Genomic DNA, 17887 nt, shown 5'->3' with positions numbered 1-17887 from the left:
AGGAATGGTTACCGTTCTACTGCTCTGGAGCAGCGGTGCGGCCTGGGCTCAGGGAGACAAAAAGGCGCAAACAGCTACCCCCACCCAGCTCCCCGGCGAGGAAAAGCTTTCGGCGCGGGAACGGGCTGAGCGGGATTTTCTGATGCCCGTGCGACGCAAGCAGGCCGCTACCTTGCGGGCCGCCGCTGAGGAAGCCGGAGCCCACCAGCCCGCCGTGGAAGTAACCGCCCGCAACCTAGAAGCCACCGAGGACGACAAGCCTGCAGAAACCACCGAGGCTAAAGCCGCTCCCGCTGCGGTTCATCACCGCAGCACAACCCACCGGCGCACTTCCTCATCTTCCCACCGCCGGAGCACAAGCAGCCACCGCTCGTCATCGGCGCGCAAAAAAACAACGAGCAAAAAGTCGACTGCCAAGAAAAAAACCACCAGCCGCCGACGGCGCTAACGAAGGGGCACTACTCGGCGGCATCCTCAGTTGACGGCAGAGAATGACTGTAGCGCGGCGTGTGCCATTGCCGGTACTTCTGCTTACCAATGGCACGGGGCCCCAAACGCAGACCATACCCCAGCTGGGCCGTGACGTAAGAACCCCGATGCCGTAGGGTTATGTTACCCTGTTGAATGGTACCCGTATTATCCAGGTACTCCAAGCGTTGGGTGCTGACTTCCACCAAAGGCAGCAGGCCGCGCTGATAGTCTAGGCTGAACAATAAGAACTGCCGACCCGGAAAGGTGTAGTGTACTTGCAGCGAGGCGCCTGCCAGGGGCGTCATTCGGCGCGGAAAGTGGGTGTTCAGCAACACCAGGGGCTGGTCGGGCTCGGGCCAGGTGTTAGTGTTGCCTCCGGCCGTAAAGAACCAGTTGTATGTTGCCAAGCTGCGGCGTAACTGATAAGCGTACCCCACAGTAAGGCCAGCGTCGATATTCCAGCGCGGCCCTATGGAAAAAATATCCAGGTACTGCAGGCCCAAACTGGTGTGCAACAGGCCCATGGCGCCAACACCAGTTCCCTGCCGCCCATACTGGCTGCGGTACTGTAGCATAGGGGACAACCCGGTAATGTGCTGGCCAGCAGTTAGTCCCAGATGCGGAGTCAGCGGAAACATGGTCCGGAGCTGAGCGGCCAGCTGAAAAGAGGCCCCGCCACTAAAGCCCGCTGGTGCGGTAGAATGGCCGAGGCTGGCGGCGGAAAGCGAAACGCCTATGCTGCCGCTTATTTCCGGCGTGCGTTGCGCGTAGGCCGTGCTGCCGGCTACACTACTGCCCAGCACCAAAAGCCCGCTTAACTGCAAGACACGTAATAAATTGGTCATAATTCAGAGTAGGATATGGATACAGGTATAATGCGTAAACCAACGGCTAAATAATAGCTTTTCTCCAGACCAGCCTAGCAGCCTGCAAGCAAAAAGCAGAACCCTACGGTGCTAGCACCGCAGGGTTCTGCTTTTTGCTTGCAGGCTGCTTAGCCGCTACCCCTTACGCGTCTTGGGGCATGAGGCGCACTACTAGCCCGTCGAGGCGGGGGGTAATGCGGATTTGACAGGAGAGGCGGCTACCCTGGGTCATCACGGGCAGGCTTTCCAGCATGGCCAGCTCATCGTCGCTGGGTTCCGGCAGCTCAGGACCGGCCAGCACCTCCACGTGGCAGGTGCCGCACAGGGCCATGCCGCCGCAGGTAGCCTGAATGTCGTAGCCATCGGCCTTCATGATTTCCATCAGGCTCAGGCCCATATCGGTGGGGGCAACTACCTCCCGGCGCTGGCCGGGGCTTCCTCCACATACACGCGTACTTCGTCGGTCATATTATAGGGTGTGAGGGTAAGAGGGTAGGAGGGCGTGAGGGAAAAAAAGTAAGAAGGTGCTGCTGCAAACTCCTGCCCTCACACCCTCTTACCCTCCTGACCTTACAAGGTGGGTACCCCGTTTACAGTGGTGTATTTGAGTACGTATTTCTTGTCGGGATTGATGTATTTGAATGCTCCCTGGCACATCAGGGCAGCCTCGTGGAAGCCGCAGAGAATGAGCTTGAGCTTGCCCGGATACGTGTTGATGTCGCCGATGGCAAAAATGCCGGGCTCGGAAGTGGAGTAGTCCACGGTGTTTACTTTCACGGCATCATCTTCCAGCTCCAGCCCCCACTCGCCAATGGGCCCCAGCTTGGGCGTGAGGCCGAACAGCGGAATAAATGAGTCGGCCTCTACCTGCGCAGCCGTGCCGTCGTTGGCCGTAATCGTGACGCCGTGCAGCTGGCCGTTGCCGTGTACGTGCGTTACGTTGCTGCTCAGCACCAGCTTCACTTTGCCGGCCTCGTGCAGGTTCTTTACTTTCTCGGCCGAGTCGGCGGCCCCGCGGAAGGTAGTGCCGCGGTGTACCAGGGTCACTTCCTTGGCCACGTCGGCCAGGAAAATGGTCCAGTCCAGGGCCGAGTCGCCGCCGCCGGCAATAACTAGGCGCTGGTCGCGGAAGGTTTCGGGGTCGCGCACCATGTAGTACACGCCCTTGCCACCCTCAAAATCAGCTAGGCTGTCGATGGCCGGCTTGCGCGGCTCAAAGGAGCCCAGGCCGCCAGCAATAGCAATGGCCTTACACAGAATTTCGGTGCCGTCAATGGTAGTCACCCGGAAGGAGCCGTCCTCCAGCTTTTCGTAGCCTTCTACCCGCTCACCCAAGGTAAACGTAGGGTGGAAGGGCTCAATCTGGCGCATCAGGTTCTGAACCAGGTCACCGGCCAGCACTTCCGGAAAACCGGGAATATCATAGATGGGCTTCTTGGGATAAATCTCCGACAGCTGCCCGCCTACCTGGGGTAGGGCGTCGACTACGTGACAGCGCAGCTTCAGCAGGCCCGCTTCGAATACGGCAAACAGCCCCACCGGGCCAGCTCCGATAATGCAGATATCGGTGGAAACAGAATTCATTAGCAGAAGGTGAAATTAAAAAGATGGCGACCAGAACGCAGCAGTATAACCACCTAGCCGCCCAAAACGTTGGGGCGAGCCTCGTTCGCGGCCGCAAAGATAGGCAGGCTACGGCAGCCGACCCACCTTCACGCTTAGGCTACGAACCCAGACGTCACCGGCGCGTTGTGTTCCTGCAAAAAACGCTCTGCCTCGGCCCGATCCGTAAACCGAAAGACGGGCAACGCCAGCCGCTCCCCCAAGGCCCGACTCAGAGGCTGCATGGTAAGCGAGAAGGGGTGAACCTCAGCCATAGCGGCTAGTCCGGCTGCTTTAAGCAGCTCTCGCAGCGTCACGTACAGGGGCAGCAGGCGCACATTGGGCCCCAGCGTGCGCGACACGTCGCAGAGCATGGTAAAGCCGGGGCGGAGCTGCTGCAAAACGCGCTGCCAGTCAGCTAAAAAATAGGGCATGTCCTGGGCTAGCGTTTGCTCAGCACGCCGCTCATATACTACGTGGTTGTGAAGCAGGCCTAGGTAAATCCGATATTCAGGTCGGTAGGCGACAAGTTGCATAAGGAGTAGCAGGTAGCAGCAGCATACCGACAAACGGCTCAGCTCACAAAAAAGTCCCTTCTATAAAAAGATAATTCACATTCAGGTTCGTGGCACCCCACTGGTGCTGGTAGGTTGGCCGGAAGAATCAATAGGCCCAGCGCAGTAACGTAGGTATTCAGGCAAGCTTACTTCTCCTTTATTACAAGCGAAAAGCACACGGATCGGCTACCCCCAACGGGCGGGTAGAAGCTGGGCGCCGCAACGGGCCTTCAGCTAGCTCCTTGGGCTCGCGCGCCAGCCCAGCAGACGCGGCTGGTAGCATTCGGTCGCGCGGCTTTTAACCATGCAAGTGAAAATTGTAAGCGGTTGATAAACAAAAATATATGATATAAAAGGGCGCTAGAGCGCTGCGTTGCGGGCGGCTGAGTCAGGTAACAATTCAATAAACTAGGGGCATATTGGGGTAACAGGGTGGGTCTACTTTTGCTGCCACTATGCAGAACACAATTACCCGGATTACCCTCGTTTTTCTCCTCTGCTGCGGTACCTTGTTTACGGCCCTGGCGCAGAGCACCGGTACTATTCAAGGGGTGGTGAAGGACGCCGCCACCCGCGAAGGAATAGTGGGAGGCACGGTCCACCTGGATAAAACCAGCATTGGCGGCCCCACCGACGTGGATGGCAACTTCCGGCTGGAAAAAGTACCGGTTGGGGAGTACGCCTTGGTGGTGTCGTCTGTCTCGTACAAAACCACAACCATCCAGAAAGTAACCGTGACGGCCGGCAAAACGACCGTAGTAAACACTCAGCTGGAAACCGACCAGCAGCAGCTCAGCGAGGTAGTGGTAACGGGCGTGCGCCGCACCAACACGGAAGTCTCAGTCATCTCGGAAATCAAGCAGGCCAACGTGGTCGTGAGCGGGGTTTCGTCGGAGCAAATCGTGAAAACCCAGGACCGGGACGCGGCTGAGGTTGTGCGGCGCATTCCGGGCGTAACCATCGTCGACAACCGCTTTATTCAGGTGCGTGGCCTGAGCGACCGGTACAACGCCGTGTGGCTCAATGATGTAACGGCGCCCAGCTCCGAAACTGACCGCAAATCCTTTTCCTTCGACATTGTGCCCAGCTCCCTGCTCGATCGGGTGCTGGTGTTTAAAGACCCCTCGCCGGAACTGCCCGGTGATTTTGCGGGCGGCCTGGTAAAAGTGTACCTGCGCAAGCCAGCCCAGAATGAGCGCCTATTGACGGCCAACTACTCCTCGGGGTACCGCAACGGCACCACGGGTAAGGACTTTTTCACCGACAAAACGCAGGCCGGCGACGCCTTCGGGTTTGGTGCCGTGAAGCGGGGGCTGCCGGGCGGCTTCCCTACCCTGGGCACTGCCTACCAACAGTATGAGCGGGATTTCTACGCCAAACAGCTCGAGAACACCTTCCCGATTTACAAAATGAAGGCCATGCCGGATGTGCGCTTTAACGCGGCCTATCTGGACCAGATCAACCTGAAAAACCTGACCATCGGCAGCATCACGTCGGTGAACTACACCAACACGTTTACCCGCTTCCAGATTGACCGCAACCAGTTCGACGGAGCCGGCCAGCGCACCGACCAGTTCAAGGATGATCAATCTTCGAACAACGTGCGCCTGGGGGCCATCCAGAACTTTAACGTGGTGCTAGACAACGGCGACCGGCTGGAGCTGCGCAACCTGTTCAACCAGCAGGGCCGCAACCAGGTAACCACCCGCCAGGGCTACGACAACGATGGCCGCCTGGTGCGTAACAGCTACCAGCTCGGCTACCAAGGCCGCACCACCTACACCGGCCAGTTAGCAGGCCAGCACACCTTTAATAAGGAGAAAACGACCCTCGATTGGGTAGGTGGCTACGGCTACTCGAACCGCAACGAGCCCGACCTGCGCCGCGTGTCGTACCAATCGATTCCTTCGACTACCGAAGGCGGTGCCCCTACTGAAACTGTGCTAACTCCGGGTGCCGGCCAGGTAGACGTGAACAACGCCGGCCGCCTGTACCAGAAACTTTCCGAGCACAGCTACACCCTGAACGCCAACCTTAAGCACCAGGTGAAGGTAGCGGAGCGGACCGTGGAGATTGGGGCAGGAACGTACCTAGAGTATCGGAAGCGCCATTTCCAGGCCCGGGCCTTTGGTTATTCCCTGAACGCGGCGGGCCTGCAAGGGCTGCGCAGTGAGGCCGTAGGCAACATCTTTGACCCCCAGAACATTGGCGCCGACGGCTTCCGCCTGACCGAAGACCTGAACTCGACTTACCGCTACAGCGCCTCTAATGAGCTGGAAGCGGCCTACCTCTCCTTCAATATCCCCATCACGGAAAAGCTCAAGCTGGTAACCGGTGCCCGCTACGAGCGGAACGTGCAGTCCATTGCTACGGGCATCAACGGTCAGCCTGTGGAGCAGGAGGTAACCACCAACTTCGTGCTGCCTTCCGCCAACTTCAGCTACAGCATCAACGAGAAAAACCTGGTGCGGGCTTCCTACGGCCGCAGCCTTAACCGCCCCGAGTTCCGCGAAGCCGCCCCGTTCTTCTACTACGACTTCGACTTCAACGTGCTGAACTACGGCTCGTTGTACCTGAATCCGCTGACGCCGCTCAAGGTAGCTACCATCGACAACCTGGATTTCCGCTACGAGTTCTACCCCTCCAGCGGGGAGCTGATTCACGTGGGCGCCTTCTACAAGAAGTTTCATAATCCCATTGAAAACACGGTGGTGCTGACCACCAACCTGGCCTACACCTTCGCCAATGCCCCGAGCGCCTACGCCTACGGGCTGGAGCTGGACCTGAAGAAAAGCCTCAACTTCCTCGACAACGCCTTCGGGACAACCGGCCTGCGCAACCTCTCGGCCGTATTCAACGCCTCCCTGATTAAGAGCCAGGTATCCTTGGGCGAGAACTTTGTGGCCTGGGACCAGAAGCGCGCCCTCCAGGGCCAGTCGCCCTACGTGTTCAACGGCGGCTTGTACTACCAGACGCCCACCAACAGCTGGCAGGTAACGGCGCTTTACAACGTGTTCGGCCCCCGCATTCTGTTTGCCGGCAGCAACGACTACCCCGACGTGGTAGAGCTACCCCGCCACACCGTGGACCTTTCCTTGACCAAAACGGTCACCAGCCGCCTGACTCTGAACGCCGGGGTGCAGGACGTGCTCAACCAGAAAGTAAACCTGGTGCAAGACTTCAACCGCGACAAGAAGTATGAGGCGAAGAATGATCCTTCGCTGGCCGGCTACCGCCGGGGCACTTACTACACGCTGGGCCTGCGCTTCAACCTGGAGCCCCGCGCCCGCGCCCTCACGCCGCTTCCCTAACGTTTCCTTTCTCTGCCTTTCCGCAACGAGTTTCATTTCACCCTTCGTATGAAAAAGAACACGGTATCTCTGGCTTTGGCTGCCACGCTGTTAGTAGGCCTGGCGGCCTGCAGCAAGGAGGACACAACGCCGGCTCCTAACGTAACCGGCAGCGGCACCACCCCCACGCCACCCACCACTACCCCACCGGGCAAGTAGTAACGGTAGGCGGCACGGGTATCACGTCCATTACCACCAATACCACCTGGTCGGCGAGCAACAAATACTTGCTGAAGGGCTTCGTGTACGTGCGTTCCGGCGCTACCCTGACCATTGAGGCAGGCACCATTATTAAAGGGGATAAGGACACCAAAGGCGCGCTTATTGTGGAGCCCGGCGCCAAGCTGATTGCCGCAGGCACGGCCGATAAGCCCATTATCTTTACTTCTAACCAGCCGAAAGGCGCCCGTAACTACGGCGACTGGGGTGGCGTTATCATAGCCGGCAACGCGCCGGTGAACACCCTGACGGGCACTTCGCAGCCCGTGGTAGAAGGAGGCATTGACACCAAATACGGCGGCACCAACGAAGCCGACAACTCTGGTACGCTGCAATACGTGCGCATTGAATTTGGCGGCGTGGCCTTCTCGCCCGACAATGAAGTGAACGGCCTGACGCTGGCTGGGGTAGGTAGCGGCACGACCATAGACCACATCCAGGTTTCCTACAGCGGCGACGATGCCTACGAATGGTTTGGCGGCGCTGTAAACGCCAAATACCTGGTGTCGCACCGCACCTTCGACGACGACTTCGACACGGACAACGGTTTCTCGGGCAAAGTGCAGTTTGCCGTTTCCCTGCGCGACCCTTTGCAAGCCGACCAGTCGGGCTCGAAGGCCTTTGAGTCGGACAACGACAGCCGGTCGAACCCCACGAAGCCCCAGACTTCGGCGGTATTTACGAACGTGACGGCCGTGGGGCCCATCATCAACACCAGCGGCGGCAGCTACAGCCCCCAATACACGGCGGGCGCCCACATTCGCCGCAACTCAAGCATTAGCATCCTGAACTCAGTGATTATGGGTTACCCCACTAATGTGCTGATTGACAATGCTATGACAGCCGCCAACGCCGCGGCCGGCGACCTACGCTTCAAAAATAACATTGTGGCCGGCAGCCTCACGGGCTCCAACTCTGCCGGTGGGCAGCGCAGCCTCATTTACATTGGCGGCACGGGTGGCGGCGGAAGCCTAACGACCAACAACGTCATGGCCTCCGATTCCTCAGCTTGGGGTAGCGCCGTCGGGCCAATTACCTGGCTTAAGGCCAACGGGAACCGCCGCTATATCACTGCTGATAACGTGCAGCTGCTGAACCCCTTCAACCTGACGGCCCCGAGCTTCCTGCCGCGTAGCGCCTCGCCCATTGTGGCCACGAACGGCGTAACTGCCAACTTCACGGACAGCAAAGTATCGGATAGCTTCTTCACCAAAGTAAGTTACGTGGGCGCCTTCGCTGGCACTGGCGCTTCCAGTGACAACTGGCTGACGGGCTGGACGAACTTCGACCCCCAGAACACCGACTACTAAGTGCCTTAAGTGCTTGGTTGCTACTAGAACAGAAAAGCCGGAACTGAGGTCAGTTCCGGCTTTTCCTGTTCTGGTAAGTGTGCACTGGGGCCCAATGTGCGCAACTGCTGCCACTGTTTCTCCTGTACTCCTACGGCTTTGATTTCTGCTGCTGCTTCTAGCGCTATTTCACTCCTAGATTAGGTTTGTAGGCACACGCAGCAATTTATGAGGATACGCATAGCCAGCAGTGCAGCTAGAACGTTTGAAAAGTAAAACCGCACCCTGCGTCACAAACTAAAAAAGAAAAACCCCGATTCTAAGGTAGAATCGGGGTTTTGCAAGTGTGTGGTGGTCACGTAAGGAGTCGAACCTTAAACCTTCTGATTCGTAGTCAGATGCTCTATCCAATTGAGCTACGCAACCGTTATTTACCGTGTAGCGGAGCGTTCCTCCGTTTTGGTTGTGCAAAGATAGCGGGGAAAAAGCGGGCGGTGCAAATGAGAAGGTGAAATTTGTCCTGAAAAACCTGGCTGGCAGCTGCAAGGCGCTGAATTTCAGCTGAAATTTTTTTCCTCGTGTTTCACTCCGCGCTCCAGGGCGCGCTTAAGGGCCCGGGTAAATAGGAAGTATAGCCCGAACAGGGATACCGCTACCAGTACCACCACCAGCACCTTGCCAGCCGTGCCCGTGTCGGGGTCCTGAATGAGCAGTAGCACGTCCTGGGCTTTCGTTCCGAGCCAGTAGAAAAACAAGGTGCGCGGCAGCATTCCGACCACCGAAGCCGTCAGAAACTGGCGGCGCGGCACCCCCATCACGGCCAGAATAAAGGTGATAAGGGCAAAAGGCAGCACGGGGGAAAGGCGCGTAAGCAACACTAGGCGCCAACTGTCAGCTCGCAGTTCGTGCATGATGGCGTGGGCCTTCGGGAATTTCTCCAGCAGCCCAATGAGCTTGCCTTTGTCGAGGGAGGTAGCCAGCATGTGCCCGAACAGGGCCGCCAACACGTAGGTCAGCAACATGCCAGCAAAGCCGGCCCAACCAAAGTAAAAGGCCGTAACCAGCACGACCACCGTGGTGTGCGTGAGAGCAAACGTCATGGTGAAGGCCACTACCACGAAGTAAAGCAGCATTTGCAGCGTGGAGGGGTTGCGCAACCACTCAGCGTTTTCGTGCAGGCCCCAGGCCAAGGCACTGTCGCCGACCAGTGGCAGCACCGCCAGCAGAAAAAGGGAAACCAGGGTGGACGTATTCTGGTGGAAAAGCTCTTTCAGGAAAGCCATAGGCAACAAAAACAAACGGGCCGGCGCACACGTGGCCGGCCCGAAGGTAAGAACGTAAGAATGGCTCGGAAGGCTACGCTTCCGGATCGGTGTTGGGGGTAGGGCCCCGGCCAGGGCAGGCTCCTCCGTGCCTTTAGCTCCGAAGAAGCGGCGGATGGCCGTCCAGGCGCCAGCCAGCAGGGCCAAGCCAATTTTCCAGAACTTAAGAAGCAGGGCGAAGAAACCTACTTTGGCCAGCACCTTGCCTGCTACCAGCCCGCCAATGCCGTAGGCTGCCACCTCGTCCAACTCGGGGTTAAAGTCGGCGTATTGCAGGCCTTTGCTAAAGGAAATGCTGGTGATGACGGCTGGAATAGTTTGGCGCACCTCAGCAAGCTGACTCACCGAGCCTACTGCGTTCAGGTTTAGTACGCCCTTGCGGCCCAACAGGCGCACGTTGTAGTTGAGCGTGTTTTCCATGGCTTGCCCAAACTTCAGCTCCTTGGCCCAGTGCAGCACGTTCAGGCTCTTATCATAATAAGGCTTGGCGGCCCAGCCTACTAACGTAACGGGCTCGTAGCCAGCATCGGCGCGCTCTTGGTTGGCTTCCTCGGTGTCAGCCTGCATGTCCTTGAGCAAGTCATCGTAATCAATGTCCTGGGCGTCATCGTCTTTCACGTAGCCCATCTTCTCGTATTCGACTACGAAAGCCCAGCTGCCGGCATCCAGGGGGCCTTTGCTGTCGGGAAAGATCATGCCCAAGGACTCGCCGTTGGGGTTGCCCCAGAACTTGGTGAGCACCTGCGTGCTTTGCGCGGCATCGAGGTAGCGGAAGCCAGCGGGCAGCGTGATTTCGCCTACGCTCTCGGGTAGTGTGATGCGCCCCGTCTGGTAATGGAGCGTGGCCTGCAGGGAATCAACCTTGGCCTGGTAGCGGGCGGCTGAGTCGGTAGAGGTGGGGGTAGAGGCAGCCGCAAAGCTGGCAGCCGGTACTCCGGCCAGAGCCAGAAGAAGTAGAAGTTTTTTCAAGCGTATAAATAGAAAAAGGTGACATAGATTTTGCTGACAAGATAGGAATATACCCAGCTAACCCGCGCGCTTCTCACTGCCTACACAAAAATAAATTGGCGAAAAGCGAGCTACTTAATCGTGTTAGCTGTTGTAGGGGCCACGTGGGAAAGAGGCCTGTTTTTTTACCTTTGCCGCTCCCATCACCTACCCCTCTTCTGACGCTACATCCTATGAAATTCGGAACCAAAGCCATCCACGCGGGTGTGTACCCAGACCCCACCACCGGGCCATCATGACCCCAATTTATCAGACCTCGACCTACGTGCAACGCTCTCCCGGCGACCACAAGGGTTTCGAGTACTCGCGCACCCATAACCCTACCCGCTCCCAGCTCCAGGATGCGCTGGCGGCCCTCGACAACGGCAAGCACGGCCTGGCTTTCGCTACCGGCATGGCCGCCATCGACTGCATCGTGAAGCTGCTGCAACCCGGCGACGAGGTCATCAGCACCAATGACCTGTACGGTGGTTCCTACCGTCTCTTTACCAAGGTGTACCAGAACTACGGCATCAAGTTCCACTTTGTGCCCATGCACGATATGACGGCCGTGGAAGCCGCCGTGACGGAGCGCACCAAGCTAATTTGGGTGGAAACGCCTACCAACCCCCTGCTCAACGTCATTGACATTGCCGCTGCTTCGGCCGTAGCCAAAAAGGCCGGGGCCCTGCTCGTGGTGGATAACACCTTCTCGACGCCCTACCTGCAAACTCCGCTGGAGCTGGGCGCCGATATGGTGATGTACTCGCTGACCAAGTACATGGCCGGCCACTCCGATACGGTGATGGGTGCCGTGATTGTAAACAATGATGAGCTGCATGAGCGCCTGAGCTTCTACCAGAACGCCTGCGGCGGCACGCCCGGCCCCCAGGACTGCTTCCTGGTGCTGCGCGGCCTCAAAACCCTGCACGTGCGCATGCAGCGCCACTGTGAGAATGGCCGCAAAGTAGCCGAGTTTCTCAAGGCCCACCCCAAAGTGGGGAAGGTATACTGGCCCGGCTTCGAGGATCATCCGAACCACGCCGTGGCCGCCCGGCAGATGCGCGACTTCGGGGGCATGATTTCCTTCGTGCTTCAGGGCGACCGGAAAGAAGATGCCATTGCAGTCCTCGAAAAATTCCAGCTCTTCTCCCTGGCCGAAAGCCTGGGCGGCGTGGAAAGCCTTTCGGGCCACCCCGCCACCATGACCCACGCCAGCATTCCCGCCGAGGAGCGCCGCAAGGCTGGCCTCTCTGACTCGCTGATTCGGTTGAGCGTGGGCATTGAGGATGCTGAGGATCTGCTGGAAGACCTGCAGCAGGCCATTGGGTAGTGCAGGCAGGCAAGATACTTCTTGGGGTAGGCCTGCTGCTGGGCTCAGCTGGTGCGGCCGTGGCTCAGCAGCAGGCTCCGAAGCCGGCCGGCGCGCCGTTTAGCCGGGCCAATATCATTTTGGCCTACACTTCTGCTCCGCCTGACTCCGTACTGACGCGGCTACGGCAGCATGTAGCCTCCCGCGGGTTTATCATCGACAGTCTGGACGCTTCCCGCGGCTTGCTGACAACCAAGGTGGTAGTGCCCGCCCAGCGCCCGGAGGAACAGCTGAAGCTGCGGGCTGTGCGCGTGGCAGGCGGCTGGAAACTGACGGGTCTGTTTACGTTGGAAGGGCCCGGACGCGGCAATGCTACTGCGTTTCCGGCGCAGTTCCTGGGCCTGGAAAACGCCCCTGCCAAAACCGCCTTTCGGCAGGTGGAAGCCCTGGCCCGGGCCGTGCCCCAAGCCACGCTTCGCTATGACCGGGGCAAAGTCAATTTTAGCGCCTTCACGCAGCTGGAAGAAGCCCTAAAAGCTGTGTGGTAGCAGAAAATTACCTTGTTTTGAACGCCCGGTCTTATGGCCGGGCGTTCGTGTTTGGGGTGGGGTAGGCGCGGCCCCAGGTTAGCCGACAAACTGGGGGTAGGCAAACGCCGGTGGCAATCTGCCGCAATGGAAATGGCGTACATCCTGGCTCACGTTTTCTATCTGCCTGCTTTCCTGATGCGGATTCTCCCTTTTCTCTTCCTGCTGCTGGGGTTCAGCTGCACCCAGCCCACCTCAGATCCGGCTCCGCGGCCTTCCGTGCCTACTGCGCCAGCCCCCAACAGCGCCCCCATCAGCTACCTGGCCCTCGGCGACTCTTACACCATTGGCGAGGGGGTAGGGGAGGCCGACCGGTGGAGCGTCCAGCTCGCCCGCCAGGGCCAGACGGTCGGGATTCAGCCCCCGACATCATTGCCCAAACGGGCTGGACCACTGCCCAACTGCTTCAGGCCATTCGGGCCAGCAATACTACGCGCACCTACGAGCTAGTTTCCTTGCTTATTGGCGTGAACAACCAGTATCAGGGCCTGCCGCTGACTACCTACCGCGCCGAGTTTCGGGAATTGCTGCAAACGGCCACGCGCTTTGCCGGCGGCCGCCCAGGCCGGGTGGTGGTGCTGTCCATCCCGGACTGGGGCCAGTCGCCCTACGCCCGCCGCCTAGACCACGCCCGGATTGCCTCCGAAATTGACCAGTACAACGCTGTAGCCCGGCAGGAGTGCACCCAGGCTGGCGTGACTTTCGTTGATATTACCGACCTGACCCGGGCGGCGGCTGGCGACCCAACCCAGTTTGCCAATGACGGGCTGCACTACTCCGGTAAGCAAATGCAACAATGGGCTCTGCGAGCGTGGCCAGTGGTGCGCCAGCTGTTGCTCTAAGGGCAGCCGGCACGGGGTAGGTGGCAGAGAAGGGAGCCGGCAGAAGCTACCCCTTTTTGCGGCCCCATAAGGTAAAAGCTGCGCGGCCCCGTCAGCGGGGACAGGCTTGCCTATCGGGCCTTTGATTTTATGAAAACACCTTCCCGCTTTACCGGCAAAAAGTACCTGAACACCGTGCCCACCAGCATGGCCATGAACTACGGGCGCCTATTGCGCCGCTGGCTGCTGGGCAAGGAAGAGCGGGAGCCCCGCCGGCCCCTGGGCCCCTTCCGCACCGATGCGGCCGTTTTGCAGGAGCCCGTACCCACCACCGCCCTCCGCGTTACCTGGTTCGGGCATTCGAGCACCCTGCTGGAAGTTGATGGCAAGCGGTTTCTGACTGACCCAGTGTGGCGGCTGCGGGCCTCGCCGGTAGCCCTGGGGCCCAAGCGCTTTTTCGCCCCGCCGCTACCACTGGCTGAACTGCCCAACTAGACGGCGTTATTCTCTCCCACGACCACTACGACCACCTCGACAAAGACGCCATTCGAACGCTGGCTCCAACCGGCGTGCACTTCTACTGCCCACTGGGGTAGGCGCCCACCTGCGCCGCTGGGGCGTACCCGCCGCCCAGATAACCGAGCTAGACTGGTGGCAGGAAGTTCAGGTAGGAGAGACCCACACGCTGGTTGCCACGCCCGCCCGGCACTTCACCGGCCGCCTCACCCGCGACAATACGCTCTGGGCCTCCTGGTGCCTGCTCGGGCCCACGCACCGCGCCTTTTTCGGCGGCGACTCCGGGCCCTACGAATCGGGCTTCCGGGAAATAGGTGCCGCCTACGGACCTTTCGACTTGGTGATGCTCGAAATTGGCGCTGCCGATGCCCAATGGGCCGATATTCACATGGGCCCCGATGAGGCGCTGGTAGCACACCAAGCCTTGGGCGGCGGGGCCCTGCTGCCCCTGCACTGGGCCACGTTCAACCTGGCTTTTCACAGCTGGTACCAACCCGCCGACCGCCTCGTAGCCGCCGCTGCCCCGCCGTGAAGCTGCTACTACCCGCTCCCGGACAGCGCGTAGAAGTAGCCGCCGGGCCACTGCCTGGGCAGTGGTGGCAGGCCTATCGGTAGGCGTAATGGGCTCTGGTTAAGCAGGCTGACTCACGCTAGCAACAGAACCCACTAACTGCCTCGCCTCCAGCTTCGCATGATGTTCTGTTGCGCTGCTTTTCACACACTAAGCAAGTAGTAACCTAAATAAGAGGGGAGGCGCAAACAAAACCGCTGGCTGCTTGTAGTAACCGCACTTGCAGCCCGAAGGAGTAATTCGGGCTGCGTCTTTTACCATTGCCGCGTGAAAAATTACTTCTCAGCCGCTTCTGCTTGGCAGGTCCGCCGGTTGAATCCAACTGGCGTTTTAGTGCATATGTCTTGCTTGCCCGCTGCTGTGGTGGCAGCCGGGGCGCAGGTTGCTGTTGCTGTTGTAAGTAAAGTGCATGGCTGCGTATGAGCGGCCCCTGGGCTAGTAGCTGCCCGTTTTTCATTCCTCCTGTTGCTTGCTGTTTGAGCTGAACGCTACCGGCCCTGGCCCTCAGGTTGCGTATGCGGCAAAGAGGCCGTTGGTTTCACTGGCTGCCTCACGCGCGTGCTGGCTCCGTGTTGATGGAGGAAAACCTGTCCCTTTCGTGAGTTGAACCGGCCACGGTCCCTGAATGGGCGCTGATGACTGGCCGTATGTTTCTTTTTCCGTTTCTTATGAATTCTCTTTTCCCAAGCCGAATCGGGTTGGTTGCGGCATTGTCGCTGACCAGCTTGGCTGCTGTGGCCCAGAACGTGTCCGTATCGGGGCGCGTAACCAATGCTGCCGGGCAGGGCCAGCCGGGCGTAACGGTGCTGGAGCGTGGCACCACCAACGGCACCAGCACCGACGCCGACGGCCGCTACCGCCTGGAGGTAGCACCCACGGCCACCCTGGTTTTCTCCGCCATCGGTTCCACTACCCAGCAACTCCCCTCAACGGTCGGACCAGCCTGGACGTGCGCCTTACGGACAATGAAACGGCCCTGAATGAGGTGGTAGTCACTGGCTCGCGCGCCACGGAGGGCCGGTCTAATATCCTGACTACCTCGCCCGTCGACGTTATTTCGGCCCGCGAAATCAAGGCCTACGCCCAGACGGACGTCACCCAGATTCTGACTTACATTGCCCCTTCCTTCCAGAGCAGCCGCCAGACCGTAACCGATGGCACCGACTTCGTGGACCCCGCTACCCTACGCGGCTTAGGCCCCGACCAGGTGTTGGTGCTGGTGAACGGCAAGCGCCGCCATACCTCGGCCCTGGTGAACATTAACGGCACGCCCGGTCGGGGCTCCGTGGGCACTGATATGAATGTTATTCCGCCCGCAGCCATCAAACGCATTGAGGTGCTACGCGAAGGCGCGGCGGCTCAGTACGGCTCCGATGCCATTGCCGGCGTTATCAACATCCAACTTAAGGACGACACCACCGGCGTGTTTGCCAGCAGCACCGTGGGCCAGACAGTGGAAGGCGACGGGGAATTGGTGCAGGCTGATGCCAATGCCGGCTTTGGGCTCGGACGCCGGGGCTTTGTGAACGTGAGCGGGCAGTTCAGTAACCGTAGCTTCGTAGACCGCAGCCGCCCCGATACGGCCCCACTAATTTACCTAGGCAGCGGCGGCAACTACCCCAGCGGCCTCACCGACCAGCAAAAGCGGGAGTTGAAAGCTCAGGACGATGCCCTGGTAGCCGAGCGCGGCTTCAACCGCCGCAACATCCGGGTGGGTAGCTCCGACGTCCGGACCTACGGGGGCTTCCTGAACGCGGCCTATACTTTGGCCCCGAGCCTGGGGCTGGAAGCTTACGTGACGGGCGGCCTAACCCGCCGCACCGGCCGGGCCGGCGCTCTTTACCGCTTACCCAACCAAGCTACCCAAAGCGACCTGACCATCTACCCGAACGGCTACCTGCCCTTCATTAACAGCACCGTCGATGACGCCTCCTTGATTACGGGGGTGCGCGGCACGGTGCTAGGCTTCGCCGCCGATCTGAGCAATACGTACGGCCGTAATAGCCTCCGCTACGACGTCACGAATACGCTGAACGCTTCTTTGCCTCAGGGCACTAGCCCCACGGCGTTCTACGCCGGCACGCTCACATTTCAGCAGAACACCGTGAACTTGGGCTTCTCGCGCAAGTTTACTAGCGTGCCCGCCCTGAGCACGTTGAACGTGGCTTTCGGGGGTGAATTCCGGACGGATATATTTGAGATTGAGGCCGGTGAGGAAGGCTCCTACCTGGCCGGCACCCGTACCGTGAACGGGGCCCGCGCTGCCTTCGGAGCCCAGGGCTTCCCCGGCTACAAACCCCAGGACGCTACCAACCGCACCCGTACCAACGTGGCTGGCTACCTGGATTTGGAAAGTGACATCACGGAAAAGCTGCTGGTAAGCGTGGCAGGTAGGGCCGAACGGTACTCCGATTTTGGCAACAACGTGAGTGGCAAGCTAGCCGCCCGCTACAGCCTGCTGCCCGATCTGGCCGTGCGCGGCAACCTGGGCAACGGCTTCCGGGCGCCCTCCTTGCAGCAGCGCTACTTTACCAACTCCAGCACCCAGTTTACCAGCGGAGAGCTGCGCGAGGTGCTCACCACCAACAACGACGACCCCCTAACCCGGGCCTTCGGCATTGGCTCCCTGAAGCAGGAAAAGTCGAAGAACTACAGCCTGGGCCTGACGGCGCGCGTACTCCGCACGATTACGCTCACCGTGGATGCCTACCAGATTGACATTGACGACCGAATTGTGCTTAGCAGCCAGTTCAACCGCGGCAATGCAGCCGTGAATACCATTCTTGGCACGCTGCCGGTGCAAGGCATCCAGTTCTTCGCCAACGCCGTGAACACCCGTACCCGGGGCCTAGATGTGGTAGCCAATGAGCGGTTGCAGCTAGGCGTTGACAGCCGCCTGACCCTGACGGCAGCGGCTAACTTTAACGAAACCACGGTGCGCAGCTTCAACAGCTCGCCCTTCATTGATGCCAACCCCAGCCTGCAAAACACCCTCTTCGACCGGGCTCAGCGCGCCCGCCTTGAAAACGGCCAGCCCCGCAGCAAAATCAATCTCAGCGCCGACTACGGCTACCGGATTTTCAGCGTGAACCTGCGCACGGTGCGTTTCGGGGAAATCCAAACCAAGGACGCCAACCCCGACCGTTCCTACATCGACCAGACGTTCGCGGCCAAGTGGGTAACGGACCTCGTACTCAGCGCCCAAGTGCACAAGAATGTGGGCGTGAGCATTGGGGCAAACAACCTCTTCAACGTTTACCCCGACCGCCTCTACCAGGACCCCAACAACAACGAGCAAAGCCTAACCTACTCCACACTGGATGCCACCAACCGGGGCCGCTTCCCTTACAGCTCCAACCAGTTCGGCTACAGCGGCGCCTTTTACTTTGGCCGCCTGAATGTGTCGTTTTAAGCGCT

14 protein-coding genes, 1 tRNA gene and 2 pseudogenes are annotated in these 17887 nt (G+C 59.5%); 11 read left to right on the top strand and 6 right to left on the bottom strand.

Features of this window, described 5'->3' with window-relative positions; translation table 11 throughout:
• Nucleotides 1-4: 4 nt before the first annotated feature.
• Nucleotides 5-448, top strand: a complete 444-nt coding sequence (locus MUN84_RS06920; protein WP_244697215.1) for a hypothetical protein — start codon at nucleotides 5-7, stop codon at nucleotides 446-448.
• Nucleotides 449-458: 10 nt separating this feature from the next.
• On the opposite strand, the gene MUN84_RS06915 is transcribed toward MUN84_RS06920, so the two are convergent.
• From MUN84_RS06915 to MUN84_RS06900, 4 genes are all read right to left on the bottom strand, one after another.
• Nucleotides 459-1316 (bottom strand): hypothetical protein, encoded by an 858-nt coding sequence (locus MUN84_RS06915; protein WP_244697214.1) that lies wholly within the window; start codon nucleotides 1314-1316, stop codon nucleotides 459-461.
• 163 nt (nucleotides 1317-1479) lie between these two features.
• The gene (locus tag MUN84_RS06910; protein ID WP_244697213.1) at nucleotides 1480-1734 is read right to left on the bottom strand and encodes a 2Fe-2S iron-sulfur cluster-binding protein; all 255 of its coding nucleotides are present in this window, start codon (nucleotides 1732-1734) and stop codon (nucleotides 1480-1482) included.
• A 173-nt stretch (nucleotides 1735-1907) separates the two neighbouring features.
• Entirely contained in the window at nucleotides 1908-2921 is a 1014-nt protein-coding gene (locus tag MUN84_RS06905) for an NAD(P)/FAD-dependent oxidoreductase (protein ID WP_244697212.1), read from the bottom strand.
• Nucleotides 2922-3055: 134 nt separating this feature from the next.
• Entirely contained in the window at nucleotides 3056-3475 is a 420-nt protein-coding gene (locus MUN84_RS06900) for a hypothetical protein (protein WP_244697211.1), read from the bottom strand.
• A 476-nt stretch (nucleotides 3476-3951) separates the two neighbouring features.
• On the opposite strand from MUN84_RS06900, the gene MUN84_RS06895 reads away from it, so the two are divergent.
• From MUN84_RS06895 to MUN84_RS06885, 3 genes are all read left to right on the top strand, one after another.
• Entirely contained in the window at nucleotides 3952-6807 is a 2856-nt protein-coding gene (locus tag MUN84_RS06895; RefSeq protein WP_244697210.1) for a TonB-dependent receptor, read from the top strand.
• A 48-nt stretch (nucleotides 6808-6855) separates the two neighbouring features.
• The gene (locus MUN84_RS06890; RefSeq protein ID WP_244697209.1) at nucleotides 6856-7005 is read left to right on the top strand and encodes a hypothetical protein; all 150 of its coding nucleotides are present in this window, start codon (nucleotides 6856-6858) and stop codon (nucleotides 7003-7005) included.
• Between the two features lie 83 nt (nucleotides 7006-7088).
• Nucleotides 7089-8375: a T9SS C-terminal target domain-containing protein gene (locus MUN84_RS06885; protein WP_244697208.1), complete on the top strand. Its 1287-nt coding sequence runs from the start codon at nucleotides 7089-7091 to the stop codon at nucleotides 8373-8375.
• Nucleotides 8376-8703: 328 nt separating this feature from the next.
• Here the strand turns inward: MUN84_RS06885 and MUN84_RS06880 are convergent.
• Together MUN84_RS06880 and MUN84_RS06875 are read right to left on the bottom strand one after the other, a co-directional pair.
• Nucleotides 8704-8780 (bottom strand) — tRNA-Arg (locus tag MUN84_RS06880).
• A gap of 131 nt (nucleotides 8781-8911) precedes the next feature.
• Nucleotides 8912-10645: a DUF2167 domain-containing protein gene (locus MUN84_RS06875; RefSeq protein WP_244697207.1), complete on the bottom strand. Its 1734-nt coding sequence runs from the start codon at nucleotides 10643-10645 to the stop codon at nucleotides 8912-8914.
• Nucleotides 10646-10857: 212 nt separating this feature from the next.
• Between MUN84_RS06875 and MUN84_RS06870 the strand changes: the two are divergent.
• The 7 genes and pseudogenes from MUN84_RS06870 to MUN84_RS06840 all read left to right on the top strand — a co-directional run bounded on the left by MUN84_RS06870 (nucleotide 10858) and on the right by MUN84_RS06840 (nucleotide 17882).
• Nucleotides 10858-11996: pseudogene (locus tag MUN84_RS06870) on the top strand (cystathionine gamma-synthase).
• Nucleotides 11996-12523 (top strand): hypothetical protein, encoded by a 528-nt coding sequence (locus MUN84_RS06865; protein WP_244697206.1) that lies wholly within the window; start codon nucleotides 11996-11998, stop codon nucleotides 12521-12523. Before MUN84_RS06870 ends, MUN84_RS06865 begins: the two are co-directional and overlap by 1 nt.
• A 353-nt stretch (nucleotides 12524-12876) precedes the next feature.
• Nucleotides 12877-13404, top strand: coding sequence for an SGNH/GDSL hydrolase family protein (locus MUN84_RS06860; protein ID WP_317239141.1), 528 nt, complete (start codon nucleotides 12877-12879; stop codon nucleotides 13402-13404).
• Nucleotides 13405-13533: 129 nt separating this feature from the next.
• Nucleotides 13534-13878 (top strand): hypothetical protein, encoded by a 345-nt coding sequence (locus MUN84_RS06855; protein WP_244697205.1) that lies wholly within the window; start codon nucleotides 13534-13536, stop codon nucleotides 13876-13878.
• Between the two features lie 8 nt (nucleotides 13879-13886).
• Nucleotides 13887-14431 (top strand): annotated as a pseudogene (locus MUN84_RS06850) (MBL fold metallo-hydrolase).
• A 707-nt stretch (nucleotides 14432-15138) separates the two neighbouring features.
• Nucleotides 15139-15450: a carboxypeptidase-like regulatory domain-containing protein gene (locus tag MUN84_RS06845; RefSeq protein ID WP_244697204.1), complete on the top strand. Its 312-nt coding sequence runs from the start codon at nucleotides 15139-15141 to the stop codon at nucleotides 15448-15450.
• Entirely contained in the window at nucleotides 15420-17882 is a 2463-nt protein-coding gene (locus MUN84_RS06840) for a TonB-dependent receptor plug domain-containing protein (RefSeq protein ID WP_244697203.1), read from the top strand. Before MUN84_RS06845 ends, MUN84_RS06840 begins: the two co-directional genes overlap by 31 nt.
• The last annotated feature ends 5 nt before the right edge of the window (nucleotides 17883-17887 follow it).

The sequence above is a fragment of the Hymenobacter sp. 5516J-16 genome (assembly GCF_022919335.1).
GTDB lineage: Bacteria > Bacteroidota > Bacteroidia > Cytophagales > Hymenobacteraceae > Hymenobacter > Hymenobacter sublimis.
This window is presented reverse-complemented; position numbering and strand designations above follow the sequence as displayed.

Excerpts from the sequence above, each read along its gene's own strand:
- MUN84_RS06920 (WP_244697215.1), top strand. The coding sequence starts at position 5 with ATGGTTACCGTTCTACTGCTCTGGAGCAGCGGTGCGGCCTGGGCTCAG.
- MUN84_RS06915 (WP_244697214.1), bottom strand. The coding sequence starts at position 1,316 with ATGACCAATTTATTACGTGTCTTGCAGTTAAGCGGGCTTTTGGTGCTG.
- MUN84_RS06910 (WP_244697213.1), bottom strand. The coding sequence starts at position 1,734 with ATGGGCCTGAGCCTGATGGAAATCATGAAGGCCGATGGCTACGACATT.
- MUN84_RS06905 (WP_244697212.1), bottom strand. The coding sequence starts at position 2,921 with ATGAATTCTGTTTCCACCGATATCTGCATTATCGGAGCTGGCCCGGTG.
- MUN84_RS06900 (WP_244697211.1), bottom strand. The coding sequence starts at position 3,475 with ATGCAACTTGTCGCCTACCGACCTGAATATCGGATTTACCTAGGCCTG.
- MUN84_RS06895 (WP_244697210.1), top strand. The coding sequence starts at position 3,952 with ATGCAGAACACAATTACCCGGATTACCCTCGTTTTTCTCCTCTGCTGC.
- MUN84_RS06890 (WP_244697209.1), top strand. The coding sequence starts at position 6,856 with ATGAAAAAGAACACGGTATCTCTGGCTTTGGCTGCCACGCTGTTAGTA.
- MUN84_RS06855 (WP_244697205.1), top strand. The coding sequence starts at position 13,534 with ATGAAAACACCTTCCCGCTTTACCGGCAAAAAGTACCTGAACACCGTG.
- MUN84_RS06845 (WP_244697204.1), top strand. The coding sequence starts at position 15,139 with ATGAATTCTCTTTTCCCAAGCCGAATCGGGTTGGTTGCGGCATTGTCG.